The organism is Amycolatopsis xylanica (genome assembly GCF_900107045.1).
Lineage (GTDB): Bacteria > Actinomycetota > Actinomycetes > Mycobacteriales > Pseudonocardiaceae > Amycolatopsis > Amycolatopsis xylanica.
The window spans coordinates 41,168-61,478 of record NZ_FNON01000017.1; the positions used below are offsets into that span (position 1 = coordinate 41,168).

The following is a 20,311-nucleotide window of genomic DNA, read 5'->3' on the forward strand; positions in this document are numbered from 1 at the left end:
TTGGAGCCAAACGATATGGAGGCCAGTCCCGTGCCGAACCTGCCCGAGGTGGACACCCGCCATTGGATCGGTGGCGAGAGAGTCGGCTCCCCCGCCACCTTCGTCGACCGGAGCCCGCTCGACGGTGTGCCGCTGGCCGAGATTTCCCAGGGTGGCGCCGCCGAGATCGACGCGGCGGTTTCCGCCGCACAGCAAGCTTTTCCGGCCTGGGCGGCGACGTCGCGCAAGGAACGGGCCGAGCTGCTGCACGCGATCGCGGACGGCGTCGAGGCGCGCCTGGAGGAGCTGGCTCAGCTCGAAACCGCCGACAACGGCGCGCTGATCCGCTCACACCGCCGCGGAGTCATACCCCGAGTGGCCCATAACTTTCGATTTTTCGCCGATTGGCTCCTTGACGAACTCGATCATCCCGACTTCGAAACCCGCGGCCATCGCAATCATGTCAGCTGGGACCCTGCCGGGGTGTGCGCGTTGATCACGCCGTGGAACGCGCCGCTGATGCTGGCGACGTGGAAGATCGCACCGGCGCTGGCGGCCGGGAACACCGTCGTGCTCAAGCCCGCGGAGTGGACACCGCTGACCGCGTCGCTGTTCGCCGACATCACCGCGGAGGCCGGGCTACCGCCCGGGGTTTTCAACGTGGTGCAGGGTTTGGGTCACGAGGCGGGCGCCGCGCTGGTGGCGCATCCGGGAGTGCGGCGGATCAGTTTCACCGGGTCGGTGCCGACCGCGCGCGGCATCGCCGCGGCCGCGGCGGCGAACCTGACGCCGCTCAGTCTCGAACTCGGCGGGAAGTCGCCGCTGATCGTGTTCGAGGACGCGGATCTCGACCTGGCGGCCGACTTGGCCGTCGAGCAGTACGACAACGCGGGGCAGGTCTGCCTGGCGGGCACCCGGCTGCTGGTCCATGCCAACGTTGTCGGCGAGTTTCAGAAGCGCTTGCTGGACAAGGCTTCCCGGCTCAAGCAAGGCGATCCTCGCGACCCCGAAACGGACATCGGGCCGCAGATCCACCCCGATCACTTCGCCCGTGTCGACGGGTTCGTGCGGCGCGCGGTGGACGGTGGCGCGCGGGTGCTGCTCGGCGGCGGCCCGAACACCGACCTCGGCGGGCTCTTCTACCGTCCCACACTGCTCACGGATGTCGCGCCGGACGCCGAGATCGTCACCGAGGAGGTGTTCGGCCCGGTGCTGACGCTGCAGACGTTCGGCTCCGAAACCGAGGCCGTCGCGCTCGCCAACGGCACGAAATTCGGGCTGGCCGCCGTGATTGTGACGTCCGATGAGGAGCGGGCGGCCCGGGTGAGTGGGAAACTGGTGGCGGGGACCGTCTGGGTGAACTGCTTCTTCGTCCGAGACCTGCGCGCACCGTTCGGCGGGTCCCGCCAGTCCGGCATCGGCCGGGAGGGCGGTACCTGGAGCTTCGACTTCTACTGCGACTTGAAAAACACTGTTACCGCACCGGGAGGTCTCATACATGGGTGAAATCGTCGGTGCCGGGCTCCTTTCCCACGTTCCCACGATCGTGCTGCCGGAAGAGACCCGGCGAGACCTGAACAACGGCCAGGACACCACGCTCGTCCGCGGTCTCCGGCAGCTGCGCACGGAGGTTTTCGACCAACTGGACTACGACACGGTCGTCGTGCTCGACTCGCACTGGGCGACCACGGTCGAGTTCGTGGTGACCGCCCAGCCGCACCGCGCCGGGCTGTACACCTCGGAGGAGCTGCCGCGCGGGATGAAGCGGATCCCGTACGACTTCCCCGGCGACCCCGAGCTCGCCGAGGCCGTCGCCGCGCACGCCGAGAAGCGCGGCACCTGGATCACCGCGATCGACGACCAGTACCTGCCGATCTACTACGCCACGGTCAACCTGTGGAAGTACCTCGGCGTCGAGGGCAAGCGCTGGGTGTCGATCGGCGTCTGCCAGACCGGCGACGAGGAGGATCACCTGCGGCTCGGGCGCGCGCTCGCGGACGGCATCGCGCGCGTCGACCGCAAGGTGCTGCTGATCGCGTCCGGCGCGCTGTCGCATCGGTTCTGGCCGCTACGCGAGCTACGCGACCATGAGGCGAGCGACCCGGTCCACGTGCGGACGCCGGAAGCCCGCGATGCCGATTTGCGGCGCATCGAGTGGTTCGAGCAGGGTAGGCACGATGAGGTGCTACGGACGATGCCGGAGTTCCGGCGGTTCAAGCCGGAGGCCGGTTTCGGACACTACCTGATGATGGTCGGCGCGCTGGGCGAGGAACGCTGCACGGCGCCGGGCCGGATGTACGGCGAATACGAGAACTCGATCGGCACCGGACAGGTGCATCTGTGGTTCGATCGGCCGGAGGGTGGCTGGAATGCCTGAGTACCGCAGGATCCTGCTCGACGGAGCGGTGTTCGAGTGCACTGTGGACGGTGGGGAGCTGGTGTGCGCCGAAGGGCGCCGGGTGAAGATCGCCGACGCCGCGCATCTGCCGCCGTGCGAGCCGGGCAAGGTGATCGCCGTGCACCTGAACCACCGCAGCCGGGTCGAGGAGTTCCAGACCTCGCTGGCCGCGGCGCCGACGTACTTCCAGAAGCCGACGTCGGCGTTGAACTCCCATGGCGGCGCGGTCGTCCGGCCGCGTGGGTGCAGGTACCTGAACTACGAGGGTGAAGTCGCGATCGTGATCGGGCGGACATGCCGTGGCATTTCCGTCTCGGAAGCGGGAGACTACATCGCCGGGTACACCATCGCGAACGACTACGGCCTGCACGATTTCCGTGACACCGACGCCGGTTCGATGTTGCGTGTCAAGGGTTCCGACACGTTGTGCCCGCTCGGGCCCGGTCTGGTCACCGACTGGGACTTCCGCGGCAAGCGGCTGCGGACGTACGTCAACGGGACGGTCGTGCAGGACGGTTCGACCGACGAGATGGCCTGGGATATGCACTACCTCGTCGCGGACATCGCGCGGACGATCACGCTCAACCCGGGCGACGTGCTGCTGTCCGGCACGCCTGCCAACTCGCGACCGGTTCAGCCAGGCGATGTGGTCGAGGTCGAGGTCGAGGGGCTCGGCACGCTCACCAACCACATCGTCGAAGGCCCGCTGGGCATCCGGGCCGACGTCGGCGCGCAGCTGTCCGCGTCGGAAGAAGTACTGTCGACCGCGCTCGGCGGCGACTGGGAGTTCCGCGGTATCCGCGCGCCGAGGAGGTCTTAAGTGGATCTGCGTCACTGGGTCGAGCAAGCCGTATCGTCCATTCAGGACTGGTCGGGCTCTTTTGGCTCCTTCGAGGGACATCCGGCGCTCGCGGTGGACGACGCCGACTTCGGGAAGGCGTTCGGCGAGCTGGTCACCCGGCTCGGCGACAACTACCCGTACGGCCACCCGCGCTACGCGGGCCAGATGCTGAAGCCGCCGCATCCGGCCGCGGTCGTCGGCTATCTGGCGGCGATGCAGATCAACCCGAACAACCACGCGCTCGACGGCGGGCCCGCGACGTCCGCCATGGAGAAGGAGGTCGTCGCCGCGCTGGCCACGATGTTCGGCTTCGGCGAGCATCTCGGCCACCTGACGACGAGCGGCACGATCGCGAACCTGGAGGCGCTCTTCGTCGCGCGCGAGCTGCACCCGGGCAAGGGCGTCGCGTACAGCGCGGAGGCGCACTACACGCACCCGCGGATGCTGCGGGTGCTCGGCGTCGAAGGTTACGAGGTACCCGTCGACGGGCAGGGCCGGATGGACCTGGACGCGCTGGAATCCTTGCTGCGCACCGGAAAGGTCGGGACGGTCGTACTCACGACCGGCACCACCGGGCTCGGGGCGATCGACCCGATCGACGAGGCCTTGGCCCTGCGCTCGCGCTACGGCGTGCGCATCCACGTCGACGCGGCCTACGGCGGGTTCTTCACGCTGCTCGCGGGCGCGGAGCTGGCCGCCGCGCCCTGGCAGGCGATCGCGTCGTGCGACTCGGTGGTGGTCGACCCGCACAAGCACGGCCTGCAGCCATACGGGTGCGGCGCGGTGCTGTTCGGCGACCCGGCCGTCGGCCGCTTCTACCTGCACGACTCGCCGTACACGTACTTCACGTCGGACGAGTTGCACCTGGGCGAGATCAGCCTGGAGTGCTCACGGGCGGGCGCCGCGGCCGCCGCGCTGTGGCTGACCTTCCGCCTGCTGCCGCCCACTCCAGACGGCCTCGGGCGCCCTCTGGCCGCCGGGATCCGGGCGGCCCGGGGCTGGGCGGACTTGATCGAGTCGTCGCCGGCGCTGACCCTGTACCAGCGGCCTTCGCTCGACATCGTGACCTATTTCCCTTCCGGCTCAAGCCTTTCCGACATCGACCCCGTCTCGGATCGGATCATGCACGACGGCATGACCGGCGACGACCCCGTCTACCTGAGCACGCTGCGCGTGACGGCGGCCGCCATGACCGCCCGCCACCCCTCCATCACCCCCGACGCCGACACGACCCGCATCCTGCGCAGCGTCCTGATGAAACCCGAGCAAGAGGCCTACATCCCCCACCTACACGCCCGAGTCGAATCCCTCACCCGCCCCTGAAAAAAATCCCAATGTGGCATTGGTCAGATTTCAGGCCGCCAATGTGGCTTTCGTCAGACCAAAGCTGACGAAAGCCACATTGGGATTTTTTTTCACAGGTCAGGGGGTGAGGAGGGCTTGCAGGGATTCGCGGAGTTTGCCGGTGACCTCGACCGGGCGGCGGGAGGCGCGGTCGACGAAGACGTGGACGAAATGGCCCTCGGCGATGACCTCCGCACGGTCGGCGCGGTACATGCCGATCTCGTAGCGGACGCTGGAGCGGCCGAGGTGGCCGACGCGCAGTCCGATGTGGAGGCTGTCCGGGAAGGACACCGAGCCCTTGTAGTTGCAGTGCGACTCGACGCAGAGGCCGATGACCTCGCCTGCCTCGATGTCCAGGCCGCCCTGCTCGATCAGCCAGGTGTTGATCACGGTGTCCATCATCGAGTAGTGCACGACGTTGTTGACGTGCCCGTAGACGTCGTTGTCCTTCCAGCGCAACGGAACCGTCTGCCAGTACGCGTAGCTCACCAGAGCACCACCGAGTCGCGCAGGATGGCGGCCAGGTCGTCGCGGCCCGGCGAACGGGGCGCGGTGGCCAGCAGGCGCTGCTGTTTCAAGGTGCCTTCGACCAGCTCGTCCACATCGGACTCCGCGTAGCCGACGCCGCCGATGCCGTTAGGGATGCCGATCTCGCGCATCAGGTTGATCAGCACCGCGGGCAGGTACTCGGACCGGTCGCCAGGCCACTCCAGGTCGGGCGCCAGCAGCCTGGCGACGCGGATGTGGCGCTCCGGCGCGGCGTCGTAGGTGAAGCGGAAGGCGGCGGGCGCGGTCAGCGAGACGGCCATGCCGTGCGGGACCATGGCCTCGTCGGCCGGGTAGCCGGATGGCCGGAAATCCTTTACCTGACCGGCGATCGGGTACGCGTTGGCGTGCGGGATGTGGACGCCCGCGTTGCCGAAGCCGAGACCGGCGAAGGTCGCGGCGAGCGCCATGTCCTGGCGGGCCTTCAGGTCGGAGCCGTCGCGGACGGCCGCGGGCAGCGCCCAGGACAGCAGCCGCAGCGCCTGCTCGGCGAACATGTCGGCCAGCGGGTTCGAGCCGCAGTAAGGCACTCGCTCTTCTGGCCGCTTACGGTCGAACTCGGTGTACGGCTTGGCCGTGTAGCTCTCCGCCGCGTGGCACAGGATGTCCATGCCGGCCGCCGCGGTGACCTCCGGCGGCTGGCTGACGGTCAGGCGCGGGTCGACGACGGCCAGCGTCGGGCGCAGCCGCAGGTGACTGATCCCGCTCTTGACGCGCAACGCGAGCACGTCCAGCACGCAGACCGTGGTGCTCTCCGCGCCGGTTCCGGTCGTGGTCGGCACGGCGACCAGCGGCTTCAGCGGCGCGGACGGCGCGCGCCCGCCGCCGACCGGCTTGTTGACGTAGTCGAGCAGCTCGCCGTCGTTGCTGGTCAACAGGTTCGCGGCCTTGGCGGTGTCGATGCTCGACCCGCCGCCGACCGCCACGAAGGCGTCCCACGGGCCGGTACCCCGCGCGAAGTCGACCGCCTTCTGCATGCTGATGTCGGTCGGTTCGACGTGAACCTGGTCGAATACCTCGACTTCCAGGCCATAGCCCGCGATCCCGTCGGCGATCCGCCGAGGCCAGCCGGTGGCCGCGACGCCGGGATCGGTGATGACGAGCACCCGTTTCGCACCGTACTGCGTCAGGTCGTAACCGATCTCGTCGCTCGACCCGGCGCCGTACTTCAACGCCGGTGCGCCGTACGTGAAAACGGTTTCGCGTTCATTCGCTGAGGTCACGGCTTCGGGCTCCCCTCCGGTGGTTACGCGACTTTCGTCGCTTCAGGCGTGATGTAGCAGAACATCACTTGACTGGAGTAATCGTTTCCCGCTTAGCTTTGACTTATTAGATATCAACTCGGACCGTCCGTCGCCCAGACGGCTGTACGCATCCTCACCGAGGCGGGTATCCGTCGCGTGTACGCGGTCATGGGCGAATCCTTCCTCGAACTGCTCGACAACCTGCAAGCCGAGCGCACGATCAATGTCGTTTCCGCACGCCACGACACCGGCGCCGCCTTCATGGCCGAGGCCGACGGCAAGCTGACCGACCAGCCCGCGCTCCTGCTCGCCAGCCGCGGTCCGAGCGCGGCGAATCTCGCGATCGGGGTACAAACGGCCTTTCAAGACGAAACGCCCATGATCGTCCTCCTCGAGACGCCTGCCACCACCCCGCAGTCCACCGTGGGCCTGCCCACCGCCGATCTCACCGCGATGTTCGAGCCGATCGCCAAGTGGTCCGGCCGTACCGACGATCCCAGCGAAGTGCCGGGCCTGCTCGTCGAAGCGATCAACAACGCGCGCATGGGCAGGCCGGGCCCCGCTGTGCTCGCCGTGCCGAGTGACGCGTGGGGGGTGCCGTTCGACTCAGCCAAGCCGGTCGCCGCCATCAAGCAGCGCCAGACCGGCGCGCTCGGCCGTTCGGCCGAAGCGGTCGCCCAGCTCGTCGACGACGCGCGCTACCCGGTGGTGATCGTCGGCGGCCGCGCGCGGTCCGCCCGCGAGGAGCTGATGGCCGCGGCCGACGAGCTCGGCTTCTCCGTCTACAACGCCTTCCGCCGCCAGGACGCCTTCCCGGAGAACCACGCGCGCTACGCGGGCCACCTCGGCCTCGGCATCCCGGCCAGGCAGCTCGACGCGCTCGAGCGAGCCGACCTCGTGCTCGCGCTCGGCGCCTCGCTCGACGAGGTCACCACCCAGGGCTACCGCTACCCCACGCCGTCCCAGACGCTGGTCATGGTCGGCACCGGGATGGCCGAGACGCGCCGCCGCGGTCTCACCTTCCGCATCGACAGCGAGGTCGAGCCGTTCCTCAAGGAGCTGCGCGTCGTCGCGAAGCCGCGTGCCCGCCGCGCGTCGGCGGCCAACGCGGCCGTGCACACCTTCATGACCCCGCCGGACACCAGCCAGAACGCGCGCGTGCACCCGGTCGACGTGATCCGCGTGCTGCGCAAGCTCGCGCCCGAAGACACCATCGTGACCAGCGACGCCGGCAACTTCGCCCAGTTCATGCACCGGTACTGGATGTTCACCGCGCCACGCAGCCAGCTCGGCCCGAGCAACGCGGCCATGGGCTACGCGGTGCCAGCCGCGGTCGCGGCGAAACTGGCCGAGCCCAGGCGCACGGTGGTCGCGATGGTCGGCGACGGCGGCACCCTGATGACCGGCCAGGAGATCGACACCGCGGTCCGCTACCGCGCGCCGATCATCGTGGTGGTGTTCCAAAACGGCTTGCACGGCACGTACGCCATGCACCAGGCTCGAGCACACGGGCGGCTGTCCGGCGTGTCGATCGGACTGGTCGATTTCGCTTCGTGGGCCCGCGGTCTCGGCGCGGCTGGCTATACTGTGGACGACAGGGACGAGCTCGGGCCCATCATCGCGAGTGCGCTGGTGCGGCAACGGCCGTGCGTCATCGACATCCGCACCGACCCCGACGTGGTCACCCCGGATGTCCGGCTCAGTGGCCTGCTCGGCGCGAGCAGGCCGGCACCGCAAACGGAGTAGTAAACGCTGCAGTTATTCGGGCGCTGCTCGGTATTCGCACGGATACCGACGAGTATCGAAGACGAAATCGACACGCTACGGCCACGAACGACCATTTTCGTCGGTGGAACGTGGCACAATCGTGGACAACCCGACCGGAGCTGATCGGGTGGCCTCGGGGGCAAGATCATCACGAACTTTAGGGGCTCATATGGCCGAAGACACATCTCGGTATGACAAGGCCCACTCCGCTTCCGGAGTGGCTCCGGTGCAGTTCAGCGCCAGCGCTGAGACGCACGACATCGCCGTCAAGGCCACGAACCGCGACGCGGTTTCGCGCTCGCCGTTCGCCACGGACGGCGCCACGCACACCCGCGACTGACCCACACCGCTCGGGTGACTCGGGTTGTCTCGACCAGGCGACCTGTGGTTTACTTTTCGTGGTCTCGGTTTTTGTGTTCGTGGTAGTTCACGCTCGCAAGACTTCGCGAGCGTAGTGTCTCCTCATTTCGAGGAAGCAAACCGTTCGGGGTTGACCCTTGGTCGCCGCTGTGGCTTCCTTGTTTGTTTTTGTTTTACCTATGGAGACTTTTTATGACTCAGGGCACCGTGAAGTGGTTCAACTCCGAGAAGGGGTTCGGCTTCATCACTCCCGACAACGGCGGCGGCGACGTCTTCGTGCACTACTCGGAGATCCAGGGCAACGGGTTCCGTAGCCTCGAAGAGAACGCCCGCGTGGAGTTCGAGATCGGCCAGGGCGCCAAGGGGCCGCAGGCCACCTCGGTCACGGTCGTCTGATTTTTGCCCGAAAAGGCCGTCACCCGTTCGCGGGTGGCGGCCTTTTCTTTATGCTCGTGGCCATGACTAGCTCTTACACCGTCACGGGCATGTCCTGCGGCGGCTGCGCAGGCTCCGTCAGCCGCGCGCTGAACGCACTCACCGGCGTCTCGGATGTCAAGATCGACCTGAAGACCGGTCAGGTCACAGTGGACAGCGCCGAGCCCGTCGCCGAGCCGGACATCCGCGCCGCCATTGAGAAAGCGGGCTACCAGCTCGCCTGAGCCCGGCCGGAACGGGGGTGGCTCCACCCGGAGGTCCACCCCTCGATGGTCCCGCTCCACCCCACTCCTTTCCTAACGTTCACGGCATGAACAAGAACGACCTGCTCAAGCTGGCCGCGGACAAGGCACAGGAGAAGATCAAAGGGGGCGCGATGACGGGCAAGGCGTGGATCGGACTGCTGGCGGTGGGCCTGCTGGTACTCATGGGCTTTCTCGCCTACCGGCTCATCCTGATCGAGCTCATCACCCAGCTTCGCGACTAGCAGGAACACCGATGCGCCGACCCGTTCTCCCGGACACCCTCGCGCCAGGCTGGCTGGTGGTGCAGCTGCTCGGCACCCTGCTCATCGCCGCCACCCTGGCCACCGCGCGGGAACACCAGCCGCTGGTGTGGGTGCTCTACGGCGTGAGCACGCTGGCCTGGCTCGGGTTCGTCGTCACCGACCACCGGTGGCCTCGAACAGCGCAGTGCCTGCTCGCGGCGTCCACCCTGATTCCCGCGATGACCTTGGGGATCGCCGAAGACTCGTCGGCGATCATCCTGTGCGTCATCACCCTCGGCAGGCTGGCCACGATGGCCAGGCTGAGCGTGTTGTCGATCGTGCTGGTCGGCTCCGCGGACATCGTGCTCGCGCTCGTGCTCGACAAGGGCTGGCAAGGCCTTGTCGACGCCGGCGTGATGCTGTTGCTGTTGCTGCTCGGCCTCAATCGCAGGCAGTACGAGGTCCAGGCCGAGCAAGCGCACGCGCTGCTGGAACAGACCAAGCTCGCGCAAGCCGAACACGCACGCGCCGCCGCGCTCGACGAGCGCACCAGGATCGCGCGGGAGATCCACGATGTGCTCGCGCATTCCCTTGGCGCACTGGGGGTTCAGCTCGAACTGGCCGAGGCGCTGCTGGCCGAGAAGTCCGATGTGGACTCCGCGCTGGCCACCATCCGGCGGTCGCGCAGGCTCGCGGCGGACGGGCTCGCCGAGGCGCGTAACGCCGTGGCCGCGCTACGCCGGGACGTTCCGTCGCTGATAGAGGCGCTGGAGGCGCTCGTCGACGCCCATCACGGGGTCGTCGACTTCGAGGCGACCGGTGCGGCAAGGCCGTTGCCGACGGCAGCCACCGTGTCGCTGGTCGGCACGGCGCGCGAGGCGCTGACCAACGCCGCCAAGCACGCGCCGGGTGTTCCGGTGACGATGACGCTGGAGTTCGAGGAGGGCACCGTCCGGCTGATCGTGCGCAACGAGGCCTCGGGGGTCGCGGGCACCGGCTTCGGGCTGACCGGCATGGGCGAGCGGCTCGCGCTCGCGGATGGGACGCTGACCTCGGGCTTCGAGGGGAAGTACTGGGTGGTTTCGGCGGAGGTGCGCGCGTGATCAAGGTGCTCGTGGCCGACGACCAGCAGGTCATGCGCGAGGGACTGGTCGCGCTGCTCGGCATGGTCGACGGCATCGAGGTCGTCGGCTCGGCGGCCAACGGCGAGGAGGCGCTCGCGCTGACCGCCACGGCCGGGCCCGATGTCGTGCTGATGGACCTGCGCATGCCCGTGCTGGACGGCGTCGAGGCGACCAGGCGCATCACCCGCGAGCATCCGGGCACGGCGGTGCTGGTGCTCACCACCTACGCCGACGACGAGTCGATCGTCGGCGCGCTCAAGGCGGGCGCCAAGGGCTATCTGACCAAGGACGCGGGCCGCATGGAGATCGGCGCGGCGCTGCGCTCGGCCGCCTCCGGGCAGTCGACGTTCGACGCCGCTGTCGCTCAACGCCTGGTCGACGCCTTGAGTTCGAAACCGGCACGCAAGCGCGTCGAGCTGCCGGACGGGCTGACGAGCCGTGAGGCCGAGGTGCTCGGGCTGGTCGCGGGCGGGCTGAGCAACGGCGAGATCGCCGCGGAGCTGTTCATCGGCGAGGCCACCGTGAAGACTCACATCAACAACACCTTCGCGAAGATCGGCGTGCGTAACCGGGCGGAAGCCGTCCGGTACGCGCTCGCCCATGACCTCGGACTGTGACGCGGTTCGGGCGTGGCTAGGTGGCTGTCGACTAGTCGTCTCGGCTACCTTCATCCCCGTATGTATTGGGGAGGGCCATGACCACCACTGAAACGCGGCCGGGTGCGCAACCAGCACCTCCGCGTGAGCCGAAGTCCGGGCTCGCGAGCCTGCTGGCTCTTCCCGGGATAGCGGTACGCCGGATCATCCGGTCGACGCGCGCGACGCCGGGGCGGCTTTCGGTGATCGGGGTCGGCCTCGGCCTGCTCGTGCTGCTCACCGGCATCATCGCGACCGTCGGCGTGCAGGCGAAGAAGGACACGATCAACGACCTGATCGACCACCGCGAGCCGCTGGCCGTGGCGTCGCAGCAGGTCTACCGGTCGCTCTCGGACGCCGACGCGACCGCGGCGAGCGCGTTCCTCTCGGTCGGCAGTGAGCCCGCCGAGCTGCGCGCTCGTTACGAGCTGGACATCGCACAGGCGGGCGCCGCGCTCGCGAAGGCCGCCTCCGACGCCGGTGACGGCGCCGCGCAGCAGGTCAACCTGGTCGGCCAGCTGCTGCCGGTCTACACCGGCCTCGTCGAGACGGCACGCGCGAACAACAAGCAGGGTTACCCGGCGGGCGCCTCCTACCTGCGTGAAGCTTCGGAACTCATGCGCTCCAAGGTGCTGCCTGCCGCGCAGGAGCTGTACCAGATCGACACCGACCGGCTCGCGAACTCGCAGGACGACGCGAACGCGTTCCCCTGGCTGAGCACGCTGCTGACGCTCGTGCTGCTCGGCGCGCTGGCCGCCACCCAGATCCACCTCACCCGCAAGACGAATCGGGTGATCAACGTCGGCCTGCTGGTCGCGACCGGCGCGATCGTGGTCGGGCTGCTGTGGGGCTCGGTCGCGATGATCGTGCAGAGCACGCAGGTCCGCGGCGGCGAGGCCGACGGCAGCCATCAGGTGGACGTCCTGGTCCGCGCCCGCATCGCCGCGCTGCAGGCCCGCGCCGACGAGACGCTCACGCTGGTCGCCCGTGGTGACGGCGCGGCCTACGAGAAGGATTTCGCCTCACTGCAGGCCCAGCTGGTCGGCGCCGACCAGAAGAGCGGGCTGCTCGGCGAGGCCAAGGGACTCACCGCCGCCAAGGCCGAGGTCGAGGCCGCGAACCAGAGCGCGCTGGCCTGGTTCAAGGCGTACGGCGAGATCCGCAAGACCGACACCAGTGGCCAGTACGACGAGGCCGTGAAAGCGGCGATCGATGTATCCAAAGAGGACGGTTCGGCCGCCGCTTTCCTTCGCCTGGACGAAAACCTGGTCAAGGCCATCAACGTCGGCAGGCAGAACTTCCTGGACGGCACGCGCGCGGGCGACCGCTGGCTGACCCTGCTCGCGCCGGGGCTCGGCGTGCTCGCGGTCGTGGCCGCCGGCGGCGTGGCCATCGGCATCCGCGAACGGCTGAGGGAGTACCGGTGAAGCGGCTTTTCGGAATTCTCGGCGTCGCGCTGCTGGCGTCGGCCTGCGGCACAGCCGGGACACCGGTCGATCCCGCGCCGGTCACCGAGGCGATCCGGCCGCAGCCCGCCCATGTCGGCGGCGCGGACGTGAAACCGGACGCGGCGAAGGCCGAATGCGGCGACCCGCTCGCTTCCCTTGCCCCGCAAGGGAAATCGATCACCGGCACGATGGCGAAGATCAAGGAACGCGGGCACCTGATCGCGGGCGTCGACCAGACGACGTTCCTGTTCGGGTTCCGCAACCCGACCTCGGGCGCGCTCGAAGGTTTCGACATCGACATGGCCAAACAGGTGGCCAAGGCGATCTTCGGCGACGAGAACAAGATCCGCTTCCGCGCGATCCCGTCGAAGCTGCGGGAAGACGTGCTGAAGGAAAAGCAGGTCGACATCGTCGTCCGCACCTACAGCATCAACTGCAGCAGGCTCAAGGACGTCGCCTTCTCGTCGGTGTACTACAAGGCGGGCCAGAAGATCCTGGTGGACAAGAGCTCGCGGGTGAAGAGCCTGCCGGACCTGGCGAACAAGAAGGTGTGCGCGACCAAGACCTCGACCTCGCTGACGAAGATCGCGACAGACCCGGCGAAGCCGGTGCCGGTCTCGGTGGACAACTGGTCGGACTGCCTGGTGATGCTGCAGCAGGGCCAGGTCGACGCGGTGTCCACCGACGACGTGATCCTCGCGGGCATGGCGGCGCAGGACCCGACCGTTCAGGTCGTCGGCGAGCCGTTCACCACGGAGAACTACGGGATCGGCATCCCGAAGGAGAACGAGGACATGGTCCGCTTCGTGAACGCCGTGCTCGAAGACGTGCGCGGCAACGGTGTCTGGAAGCAGAGCTACACCAGGTGGCTCGGCGGACGGCTGCCGGACGCGGACCCGCCGCAGCCCACGTACAAATGACGCATTCTCGGATTGGGAGGTAGCAGTGTCGGAGGAGCCGCGCCGTCCTCGGCACGCAGCACCTGACGCCGAGGAGCCGGAGGCGCCCGTTTCCGGCAGGCTCGAAGAGTCGGCCGCCGAGCGCACGATCTTCCACGCGCCGGTACGTCCCGCGGCCTCGCCGGACGCGCCGACCAGGGAGAACCTGCCGCCGGTGCAGGCACAGCCGCAGACGCAGGCCGCCAGGCCGTACTGGGAGCCGACCAACGAGCCCCAGCCGACGAGCGTGCTGTCCGCGCCGACGCCGGAGACCCAGAGCATCATGCCGCCGGCGCCACCGGCGACCGGTCCCGGCATTCCGCTGCCGGACCCCGGAACGGAAAGTGTGCTGCCCGAGCGCAGCACCGGAACCGGGCACGGCACGGGCGCGGGCACCGGCGGTGGCACCGGATCGGGCGCGTTCCCGGGCACCTCGCGGCGGACGTCTTCGCGGACGTCACGGCGCGGCAGGCTCGGCGCCGGGCTGGTCGACGTCCCCCGCGTGCCGTACCGCGACCCCGAGTCCGCGGTGCTCGAAAACCCGATGGTCTCCGAGGAAAAGCGCTTCTGCGGGGCGTGCGGCTCGAAGGTGGGCCGCGGTGAGAACGGGAAGCCCGGTGCGCCGGATGGCGAGTGCGCCAACTGTGGCGAGCCGTTCTCGTTCGTGCCGAAGCTGCAGCCGAACGAGATCGTCGGCGGCCAGTACGAGGTGCTCGGCGCGCTCGCGTACGGCGGGCTCGGCTGGATCTATCTCGCGCAGGACCACAACGTCAGCGACCGCTGGGTGGTGCTCAAGGGTCTGATCAACACCGGCGACGCGACCGCCATGCTCGCCGCGGTCAACGAGGTCCGCTTCCTCGCCGAGGTCGAGCACCCGAACATCGTCAAGATCCACAACTTCGTCCAGCACGCGGACCCGAAGACCGGGAACTCCGTCGGCTACATCGTGATGGAGTACGTCGGCGGCCAGTCCCTGCGCCAGCTCGCGCTCGCGCACCACCGCGAGACGAAGCGCCCGGAGCCGCTGCCGATCGGCCAGGTCATCGCGTACGGCCTGGAGATCCTGCCCGCCATGGGTTATCTCCACTCGCAGAACCTGCTGTACTGCGACCTCAAGCCCGACAACGTGATCCAGACGCACGAGCAGCTCAAGCTGATCGACCTCGGCGCGGTCCGCCGGATGGACGACTACGAGAGCCCGCTGTTCTTCACGACCGGGTACAGCGCGCCCGAACTCGCCAAGCAGGGCGCCTCGGTCGCGTCGGACCTGTACACGGTCGGCCGGACGCTGGCGGTGCTGAGCTTCGAGTTCGCCGGGTACACGTCCAAATACAAGACCACGCTGCCACCGGCCAGCGAAGTGCCGCTGTTCTCGCTTTTCGGTTCGTACCACCGGTTCCTGAAGCGTGCGACGCACACCGACCCGGACCGGCGGTTCATCGCCGCCGAGGACATGGGCGACCAGCTGACCGGCGTGCTGCGCGAGATCATGGCGCTCGGCACCAACGAGCCGAGGCCGGGCGTCTCGACGGTCTTCGGGCCGGAGAGCCGGGCGTTCGGCGTCGACCTGGTCGTGCCGGAGCCAGGCCAGAACGTGCCGCTGCCCGACGCCCGCGAGGTGGTCACCGGGCTCCCGGTCCCCCAGGTCGACACCGACGACCCCGGCGCCGGCGTGCTCGCGACCAACACGGTCGCGGATCCGCGCGAGGCGATCGAGTCGCTGGCCGGAGCGCCGCGCGAGTCGATCGAGGTGCGGCTGCGGATCGTGCGCGCCCGCATCGAACTCGGCGAGCTGGCCGAGGCGCAGCGGCAGCTGCAGGCCGCGCAGTACCTGGCCATCAGGGCCGGTTTCCCGCACGACTGGCGGATCGACTGGTACCGCGGCCTGATCGAGCTGGCAGGCGGACGCCCGCGCGTCGCGCACGTCGCGTTCGACTCCGTGTACGACGAGCTGCCCGGTGAGATCGCGCCGAAGCTGGCGCTCGCGATCAGCGCGGAGGGCGTCGGCGACTACTTCGGCGCCGCGCGGTTCTACGAGCTGGTGTGGCGCACGGACCGGTCCTATGTCAGCGCCGCCTTCGGCCTCGCGCGCGTCTACCTCGCGCAGGGCGCGCGGGCCGGCGCGATCGAGGTGCTCGAAGCGGTGCCGCTGTCGTCCACGCACCACACGGCCGCGCAGGTGGCGGCCATCAAGATCAAGACGCGGGTCGGTGGCGACGGCAAGGCGGTGACCGAGCGCGACCTGCTCGACGCGTCACACCGCCTGGAGCGGCTCACGCTGGACGCCGAGCGCCGCACCCGGCTCGCCGCCGACGTGCTCGAATCCGCGCACGACTGGCTGCGGACGGGGCAAGCCCAGCCAGGAGTGCGCGTGGTCGGCTGCGCGCTGGAAGACCGTGAAGTCCGCTTTGGACTCGAGCGGTGCTATCGCGCCCTGGCCAGGCTCGCGAACACGGCGGAGCAACGGATCGCGCTGGTCGACAAGGCCAACGAGGTCCGGCCGCGCACGCTGACCTAGGGATTGAGGTCGGGTCGTTTCTGGCTCGACGCCGAGAGCTTTGCGATCGCGTCCTTGTCGCCGTGCGTGGTGAAGTGCTCGACGGCGACGATCACGAACAACGCTCGCGCGCGCAGCGCGATCGGCCCGTCTTCGGCGTCGAGGTGGCCGTTGGCGCTGACGTAGACCTTGCGCCCGGCCATCCCGTCCAGCTTGCCGACGATGAACAACGTCGAGCCCACCGGCACCGGGCGGAGGAAATCGGTCTCCAGCCGCCCGGTGACGGCGGGCTTGCGCAGCTGATAGCCGACGGTCGCGCCGAGCGCCTCGTCGAACGCGGCGGCCAGCAGCCCACCGTGCGCGAGCCCCGGCGCGCCCTGGTGCGCGGCGGTGACGGTGAACTGCGAGTGCACCGTGTGCTCATCGCCCATTGTGGACTGCAGCCGCAGCCCGGTCGGCACCTCGTCACCACAGCCGAAACACTCGCTGTAGTGCGGGCCGAGCTTGGTACCCGCCTGCGGAGCCTTGGGATGGACGGGTACCGGCTCGACGTCGACCGGCGGCCAGTCAGGGACGTTACGACTCATGCGCAGACGTTAACGCCTGCCGCCGCCGGATCACGCGTGAACTGACCACCCGGCGCAGTGAAATGCCCGATGTTTCAGGAAGCAGCAAAATCGGGATCGCCGCGATCGCGGCCGCGCCCATCAGGTAGTACGCGGGCCACAGGTTGTTGCCGGTGCTGTCGACCAGGCTGCTGACGATGTACGACGCGGTACCACCGAACAACGCGGTCGAAACGCTGTAACCAATGGAAAAACCGCCATACCGTTCCGGCGTCGGGAACATCGCGGGCAGTGTCGCGGCGAGCACCGCGAGTATCAGCACCAGCGGGATCGCGATCATCGCGACACCCAGCGCGAGCTGCAGCACGTTCCGGTCGTCCTTGGAGGCTTCCATGATCGAGAACGCGGGAATCGGCAGCACGAGGAACCCGGCGCACGAGGCGATCAGTATCGGTTTCCGGCCTATCTTGTCGCTGAACGAGCCGACCGGGACGATCACGATCAGCATGAACAGGATCGTGCCGAGAATGATCAGCAACGGCGCGTTCCCGGAGAACCCGACCACGTCCTTGAGATAGGTCTCCAGATAGGTGATCACGATGTAGTCGGCGACGTTCAGCATCACCACGATGCCGATCAGGTGCAGGATCGACGACCAGTGCTTCTTCAGCAGTGTCTTCAGCGGCGATTTCTCGACCTGCTTCTTCTGCTCCAGCTCCTGGAACAGCGGGGTGTCTTCCAGCTTGTTCCGCAGGTACAGACCGATCAGGCCGAGCGGACCGGCGATCAGGAACGGCAGCCGCCAGCCCCACTCGCGCATGGCGTCATCGCCGAGCGCGATAGTGAAGAGGGTGACGAACCCGGCGCCCATGGCGAACCCGACCAGCGTCCCGAACTCGAGCCAGCTACCCCAGAACCCACGTTTGCGCGCGGGCGCGTACTCGGCGATGAACGTCGCCGCCCCGCCGTACTCACCGCCCGCGGAGAAACCCTGGACGGTACGCAGCAGGATCAGGATGACCGCGGCGCCCGGCCCGATGGTCGCGTACGACGGGAGCAGGCCGATCACGAAGGTCGACCCGGACATCAGGATGATCGTCAGCGCGAGCACCTTCTGCCGACCGATCTTGTCCCCGAGCGGCCCGAACACGAAACTGCCGAACGGCCGCACGATGAACGTGATCGCCAGCACCGCGAAGGTCGCCAGCGCGCCTTCCGAAGTGCTGGAGGCGTTGAAGAACACCTGTCCGAGGATCGCGGGCATGAACCCGAACACCCCGAAGTCGTACCACTCGATGCAGTTACCCATGGCCGCGCCGGCCACGGCCTTGCGGATTTCCTCAGGCGGTGCCTCGCGGACCGTGTCCGCCGCATTCGATGACATGCGTGCCGGGGTTCCCCCGAATGGGTGTAGTGAAACGTTCCCCAGGTCGACGCCGGGTTACGGCACTACTTGACGCGCACGGTCCCGTCGGCCGCCAGTTCGAGTTGACCTTGGGGCCCCAGGCCACCGCACTCCGGGCCGTTCGGGAACACCAGCTTCGGGATGAGGTGCACCGTGCGCGTGGGCCCGCCGTCGAACCCGACGGTCACCTTGACGTCGGTGGTCGGCAGGCCGGGCACCTCCGCGAAGCCGTGTTTTCCCCCGGTCGGCACGGCCTGCGCCGAGCAGGCACTCGACGGATCGGTGCCCGCGCAACCGGTCGCCCCGACCTTGGTCGACGGACTGAGCACGAGTTCGCGGGTGAGGCAGTGGCCGTCCCAGCAGATCTCCATCTGGCCGCTGGTGATCGGCCCGGCGGCCTCGGGCACCAGGTCGATGCCGATGCCGGCGTCCGCGCCGATGTTGGTGCACTCGAGGCCTCTGCCGGCCCCGATCGCTCCGCAGGCCGTGACGCCCGCCAAAACCAGCGCCAGCGCCGGCAATCCCCATGCTTTCCCCATGCGTTCAGGACGACCCGACCCCCCGATCCGGTTGCATAGCCTCGCAAGTTGGGGCTGCTTTTGCATGAAGGGAGCCTTCATACAAGGCGCCCGCGTATGAAGGCTCCCTTCATCAACTCGGGACTGTATGAAGGCTCCCTTCATACAGATATAAGCGATGAAGGCTCCCCTCATACAGCCCAAGCGGGATGAAGGGAGCCTTCATACGCCCTGGCCGCAGGGTTCCGGCAAAGCCGAGCCCCACAGTGCCCACAATGGTTAACAAGCGTCCACAAAGGACTCGGACGGGCATCCTCGTGCCGCTTTGTCGCTTTTGTACGACTTCTTGCGCCGGCCGAACGGAACGAACGCGGCTTATGTGTCGCTCAGCGTCACAAGAGTGGCGTTTGTGCGCTCAGCCGACCTGGCCGAGAAGACCCACCGATCGGACCTACCCGCCGGTCACTTGGACCTACTAGAAAGTAGCTTAATTACCGGACCGGTGTATCAACGAGGAGACCACCGTGCGTCGACTGTCCGTGATCCCTGCCCTGCTCATCACCGCGGCGGTCGTCGCCGCCCCCGCCGAGGCCGCGGGCACGTCGTACGTGTCGCTCGGCGATTCGTACACCTCGGGCTCGCTCATCCCGAACCAGATCAACCTCCCGTGCACCCGGTCCGACCACAACTACCCCTCGCTGGTCGCGCGGAGCATCAAGCCCGCCACGTTCACCGACGCCAGCTGCGGCGGCGCGACGACCGAGCACATGACGGGGTCGCAGGTCCCGCTGAACACCCCGCAGTTCGACCGGCTCAAGGCGGACACGTCGCTGGTGACCGTCGGGATCGGCGGGAACGACGTGCCGTTCGCCGAGGTCGTCGTGACCTGCGCGGGCCTCGGCGCGCTCAAGCCGCATGGCTCCCCCTGCCAGGACTACTACTCGAGCAACGGGCAGGATCGGCTCAGCGACAAGGTCCGCGCGGTCGGACCCAAGGTCAAGAACGTCCTGCTGGGCGTCAAGGCCCGCTCACCGCAGGCCAAGATCGTGCTCGTCGGCTACCCGACGCTGATGCCGGACGACGGGACCAGCTGCTGGCCCGCCGTGCCGATCTCCGACGGCGACGCGCCTTATCTGCGCGACATCACCAAGCTCCTCAACGACGTGCTCGCCGAGCAGGCCGCCTCGGTCGGCGCCGTGTTCGTCGACACCTATGAGTCGAGCATCGGGCATGACATGTGCAAGGCGCCGAGCGTGCGGTGGGTCGAGGGAATCGTGCCCGCGAATCCAGCCGCGCCGGTTCACCCGAATGCCGCCGGGGCGCGGAACCAGGCCGCGCAGGTGGTCGCCGCGCTCAGTTGATCCCGGTCGCACTGGCCGACGAAGAAGGCGAAGACGAGGTCGTGGTCGTTGACTCACTCGGAGTGACGACCACGGTCTCGGTCACCGTCGACCGCGTTGGCACGGGGACGATTTCGGTGACCGTCGGCCGGGCAGGCGGGCGGCCGGTGACGGTGATCGTGACGGGCTTGGCGGGCGTTGATGTCTCCGTCGGGGCGACCACCGCGCCGACCGGGGCCGGTGGCCTGCCGTTTTCCCGGTTCGCGACCAGGATGGCGGCGACGAGGAGCCCAGCGGAGAAGCCGGCGAGGCACACGACGGTCACGGAACCCACGTTCGATGCCATGGCGTCCCTCCTCCAGGCGAGGTTACCGAGTGTTACGTCCTTCGCTTGACCAACTTCGCTCAGCCTCTGGGGATCTCTAACGGCTACTCGCCT

Annotated in this window: 21 protein-coding genes; 15 read left to right on the top strand and 6 right to left on the bottom strand. The window is 68.3% G+C overall.

Annotated features, from left to right (window positions below; all coding sequences use genetic code 11):
• Window positions 1-15: 15 nt before the first annotated feature.
• From BLV57_RS41925 to BLV57_RS41940, 4 genes are read left to right on the top strand one after another with little or no spacing between them, the layout of a single operon-like run.
• The gene (locus tag BLV57_RS41925; RefSeq protein ID WP_091300164.1) at window positions 16-1,485 is read left to right on the top strand and encodes an aldehyde dehydrogenase; all 1,470 of its coding nucleotides are present in this window, start codon (window positions 16-18) and stop codon (window positions 1,483-1,485) included.
• On the top strand, window positions 1,478-2,356 hold the full coding sequence (locus BLV57_RS41930) for a 3,4-dihydroxyphenylacetate 2,3-dioxygenase (protein ID WP_091300166.1): 879 nt from the start codon (window positions 1,478-1,480) through the stop codon (window positions 2,354-2,356). The genes BLV57_RS41925 and BLV57_RS41930 overlap by 8 nt, the downstream gene beginning before the upstream one ends.
• On the top strand, window positions 2,349-3,197 hold the full coding sequence (locus BLV57_RS41935; protein ID WP_091300168.1) for a fumarylacetoacetate hydrolase family protein: 849 nt from the start codon (window positions 2,349-2,351) through the stop codon (window positions 3,195-3,197). Before BLV57_RS41930 ends, BLV57_RS41935 begins: the two co-directional genes overlap by 8 nt.
• Window positions 3,198-4,541, top strand: coding sequence for a pyridoxal phosphate-dependent decarboxylase family protein (locus BLV57_RS41940; protein ID WP_091300170.1), 1,344 nt, complete (start codon window positions 3,198-3,200; stop codon window positions 4,539-4,541).
• Between the two features lie 99 nt (window positions 4,542-4,640).
• Here BLV57_RS41940 and BLV57_RS41945 read toward each other — a convergent pair whose 3' ends face one another.
• Together BLV57_RS41945 and BLV57_RS41950 are read right to left on the bottom strand one after the other, a co-directional pair.
• Window positions 4,641-5,054 carry an acyl-CoA thioesterase gene (locus BLV57_RS41945; protein ID WP_091300173.1) on the bottom strand — a complete coding sequence of 138 codons (414 nt, stop codon included), beginning with the start codon at window positions 5,052-5,054 and terminating at the stop codon, window positions 4,641-4,643.
• Window positions 5,048-6,331 (bottom strand): hydroxyacid-oxoacid transhydrogenase, encoded by a 1,284-nt coding sequence (locus BLV57_RS41950; protein ID WP_176969054.1) that lies wholly within the window; start codon window positions 6,329-6,331, stop codon window positions 5,048-5,050. The genes BLV57_RS41945 and BLV57_RS41950 overlap by 7 nt, the downstream gene beginning before the upstream one ends.
• A 105-nt stretch (window positions 6,332-6,436) precedes the next feature.
• Here BLV57_RS41950 and BLV57_RS41955 point away from each other — a divergent pair, with 105 nt between their 5' ends.
• The 10 genes from BLV57_RS41955 to BLV57_RS41990 all read left to right on the top strand — a co-directional run bounded on the left by BLV57_RS41955 (window position 6,437) and on the right by BLV57_RS41990 (window position 16,064).
• On the top strand, window positions 6,437-8,098 hold the full coding sequence (locus tag BLV57_RS41955; RefSeq protein ID WP_091300176.1) for a thiamine pyrophosphate-dependent enzyme: 1,662 nt from the start codon (window positions 6,437-6,439) through the stop codon (window positions 8,096-8,098).
• Window positions 8,099-8,336: 238 nt separating this feature from the next.
• Entirely contained in the window at window positions 8,337-8,459 is a 123-nt protein-coding gene (locus BLV57_RS44315; protein ID WP_281244484.1) for a hypothetical protein, read from the top strand.
• 212 nt (window positions 8,460-8,671) lie between these two features.
• On the top strand, window positions 8,672-8,875 hold the full coding sequence (locus tag BLV57_RS41960; RefSeq protein WP_091300178.1) for a cold-shock protein: 204 nt from the start codon (window positions 8,672-8,674) through the stop codon (window positions 8,873-8,875).
• 62 nt (window positions 8,876-8,937) lie between these two features.
• On the top strand, window positions 8,938-9,138 hold the full coding sequence (locus BLV57_RS41965; RefSeq protein WP_091300260.1) for a heavy-metal-associated domain-containing protein: 201 nt from the start codon (window positions 8,938-8,940) through the stop codon (window positions 9,136-9,138).
• 86 nt (window positions 9,139-9,224) lie between these two features.
• Window positions 9,225-9,401 carry a hypothetical protein gene (locus tag BLV57_RS43580; protein ID WP_176969052.1) on the top strand — a complete coding sequence of 59 codons (177 nt, stop codon included), beginning with the start codon at window positions 9,225-9,227 and terminating at the stop codon, window positions 9,399-9,401.
• Window positions 9,402-9,412: 11 nt separating this feature from the next.
• The gene (locus BLV57_RS41970; protein ID WP_091300180.1) at window positions 9,413-10,504 is read left to right on the top strand and encodes a sensor histidine kinase; all 1,092 of its coding nucleotides are present in this window, start codon (window positions 9,413-9,415) and stop codon (window positions 10,502-10,504) included.
• On the top strand, window positions 10,501-11,142 hold the full coding sequence (locus tag BLV57_RS41975; RefSeq protein ID WP_091300183.1) for a response regulator: 642 nt from the start codon (window positions 10,501-10,503) through the stop codon (window positions 11,140-11,142). The genes BLV57_RS41970 and BLV57_RS41975 overlap by 4 nt, the downstream gene beginning before the upstream one ends.
• 77 nt (window positions 11,143-11,219) lie before the next feature.
• Window positions 11,220-12,587 carry a hypothetical protein gene (locus tag BLV57_RS41980; RefSeq protein ID WP_091300186.1) on the top strand — a complete coding sequence of 456 codons (1,368 nt, stop codon included), beginning with the start codon at window positions 11,220-11,222 and terminating at the stop codon, window positions 12,585-12,587.
• The gene (locus BLV57_RS41985) at window positions 12,584-13,528 is read left to right on the top strand and encodes a glutamate ABC transporter substrate-binding protein (RefSeq protein ID WP_091300188.1); all 945 of its coding nucleotides are present in this window, start codon (window positions 12,584-12,586) and stop codon (window positions 13,526-13,528) included. Before BLV57_RS41980 ends, BLV57_RS41985 begins: the two co-directional genes overlap by 4 nt.
• A gap of 25 nt (window positions 13,529-13,553) precedes the next feature.
• On the top strand, window positions 13,554-16,064 hold the full coding sequence (locus tag BLV57_RS41990) for a serine/threonine-protein kinase (RefSeq protein WP_091300191.1): 2,511 nt from the start codon (window positions 13,554-13,556) through the stop codon (window positions 16,062-16,064).
• Here the strand turns inward: BLV57_RS41990 and BLV57_RS41995 are convergent.
• The 3 genes from BLV57_RS41995 to BLV57_RS42005 all read right to left on the bottom strand — a co-directional run bounded on the left by BLV57_RS41995 (window position 16,061) and on the right by BLV57_RS42005 (window position 18,553).
• Complete coding sequence (locus BLV57_RS41995) at window positions 16,061-16,630, bottom strand: PaaI family thioesterase (RefSeq protein WP_091300193.1); 570 nt, start codon at window positions 16,628-16,630, stop codon at window positions 16,061-16,063. The two genes, BLV57_RS41990 and BLV57_RS41995, sit on opposite strands and share 4 nt — an antisense overlap.
• Window positions 16,620-17,993 (bottom strand): MFS transporter, encoded by a 1,374-nt coding sequence (locus tag BLV57_RS42000; protein WP_091300195.1) that lies wholly within the window; start codon window positions 17,991-17,993, stop codon window positions 16,620-16,622. The genes BLV57_RS41995 and BLV57_RS42000 overlap by 11 nt, the downstream gene beginning before the upstream one ends.
• 65 nt (window positions 17,994-18,058) lie before the next feature.
• Window positions 18,059-18,553: a hypothetical protein gene (locus BLV57_RS42005; RefSeq protein WP_143047303.1), complete on the bottom strand. Its 495-nt coding sequence runs from the start codon at window positions 18,551-18,553 to the stop codon at window positions 18,059-18,061.
• A gap of 503 nt (window positions 18,554-19,056) precedes the next feature.
• Between BLV57_RS42005 and BLV57_RS42010 the strand changes: the two genes are divergently transcribed.
• Window positions 19,057-19,893: an SGNH/GDSL hydrolase family protein gene (locus tag BLV57_RS42010; RefSeq protein WP_091300200.1), complete on the top strand. Its 837-nt coding sequence runs from the start codon at window positions 19,057-19,059 to the stop codon at window positions 19,891-19,893.
• Here the strand turns inward: BLV57_RS42010 and BLV57_RS42015 are convergent.
• The gene (locus BLV57_RS42015; protein WP_091300203.1) at window positions 19,886-20,218 is read right to left on the bottom strand and encodes a hypothetical protein; all 333 of its coding nucleotides are present in this window, start codon (window positions 20,216-20,218) and stop codon (window positions 19,886-19,888) included. The genes BLV57_RS42010 and BLV57_RS42015 overlap by 8 nt on opposite strands.
• Between the last annotated feature and the right edge of the window lie 93 nt (window positions 20,219-20,311).

What these genes read in the sequence shown, in the direction of transcription:
- BLV57_RS41925 (WP_091300164.1), top strand. Translation starts at nt 16, where the DNA reads ATGGAGGCCAGTCCCGTGCCGAACCTGCCCGAGGTGGACACCCGCCAT.
- BLV57_RS41930 (WP_091300166.1), top strand. Translation starts at nt 1,478, where the DNA reads ATGGGTGAAATCGTCGGTGCCGGGCTCCTTTCCCACGTTCCCACGATC.
- BLV57_RS41935 (WP_091300168.1), top strand. Translation starts at nt 2,349, where the DNA reads ATGCCTGAGTACCGCAGGATCCTGCTCGACGGAGCGGTGTTCGAGTGC.
- BLV57_RS41960 (WP_091300178.1), top strand. Translation starts at nt 8,672, where the DNA reads ATGACTCAGGGCACCGTGAAGTGGTTCAACTCCGAGAAGGGGTTCGGC.
- BLV57_RS41965 (WP_091300260.1), top strand. Translation starts at nt 8,938, where the DNA reads ATGACTAGCTCTTACACCGTCACGGGCATGTCCTGCGGCGGCTGCGCA.
- BLV57_RS43580 (WP_176969052.1), top strand. Translation starts at nt 9,225, where the DNA reads ATGAACAAGAACGACCTGCTCAAGCTGGCCGCGGACAAGGCACAGGAG.
- BLV57_RS41970 (WP_091300180.1), top strand. Translation starts at nt 9,413, where the DNA reads ATGCGCCGACCCGTTCTCCCGGACACCCTCGCGCCAGGCTGGCTGGTG.
- BLV57_RS41980 (WP_091300186.1), top strand. Translation starts at nt 11,220, where the DNA reads ATGACCACCACTGAAACGCGGCCGGGTGCGCAACCAGCACCTCCGCGT.
- BLV57_RS41995 (WP_091300193.1), bottom strand. Translation starts at nt 16,630, where the DNA reads ATGAGTCGTAACGTCCCTGACTGGCCGCCGGTCGACGTCGAGCCGGTA.
- BLV57_RS42000 (WP_091300195.1), bottom strand. Translation starts at nt 17,993, where the DNA reads ATGTCATCGAATGCGGCGGACACGGTCCGCGAGGCACCGCCTGAGGAA.
- BLV57_RS42005 (WP_143047303.1), bottom strand. Translation starts at nt 18,553, where the DNA reads ATGGGGAAAGCATGGGGATTGCCGGCGCTGGCGCTGGTTTTGGCGGGC.
- BLV57_RS42015 (WP_091300203.1), bottom strand. Translation starts at nt 20,218, where the DNA reads ATGGCATCGAACGTGGGTTCCGTGACCGTCGTGTGCCTCGCCGGCTTC.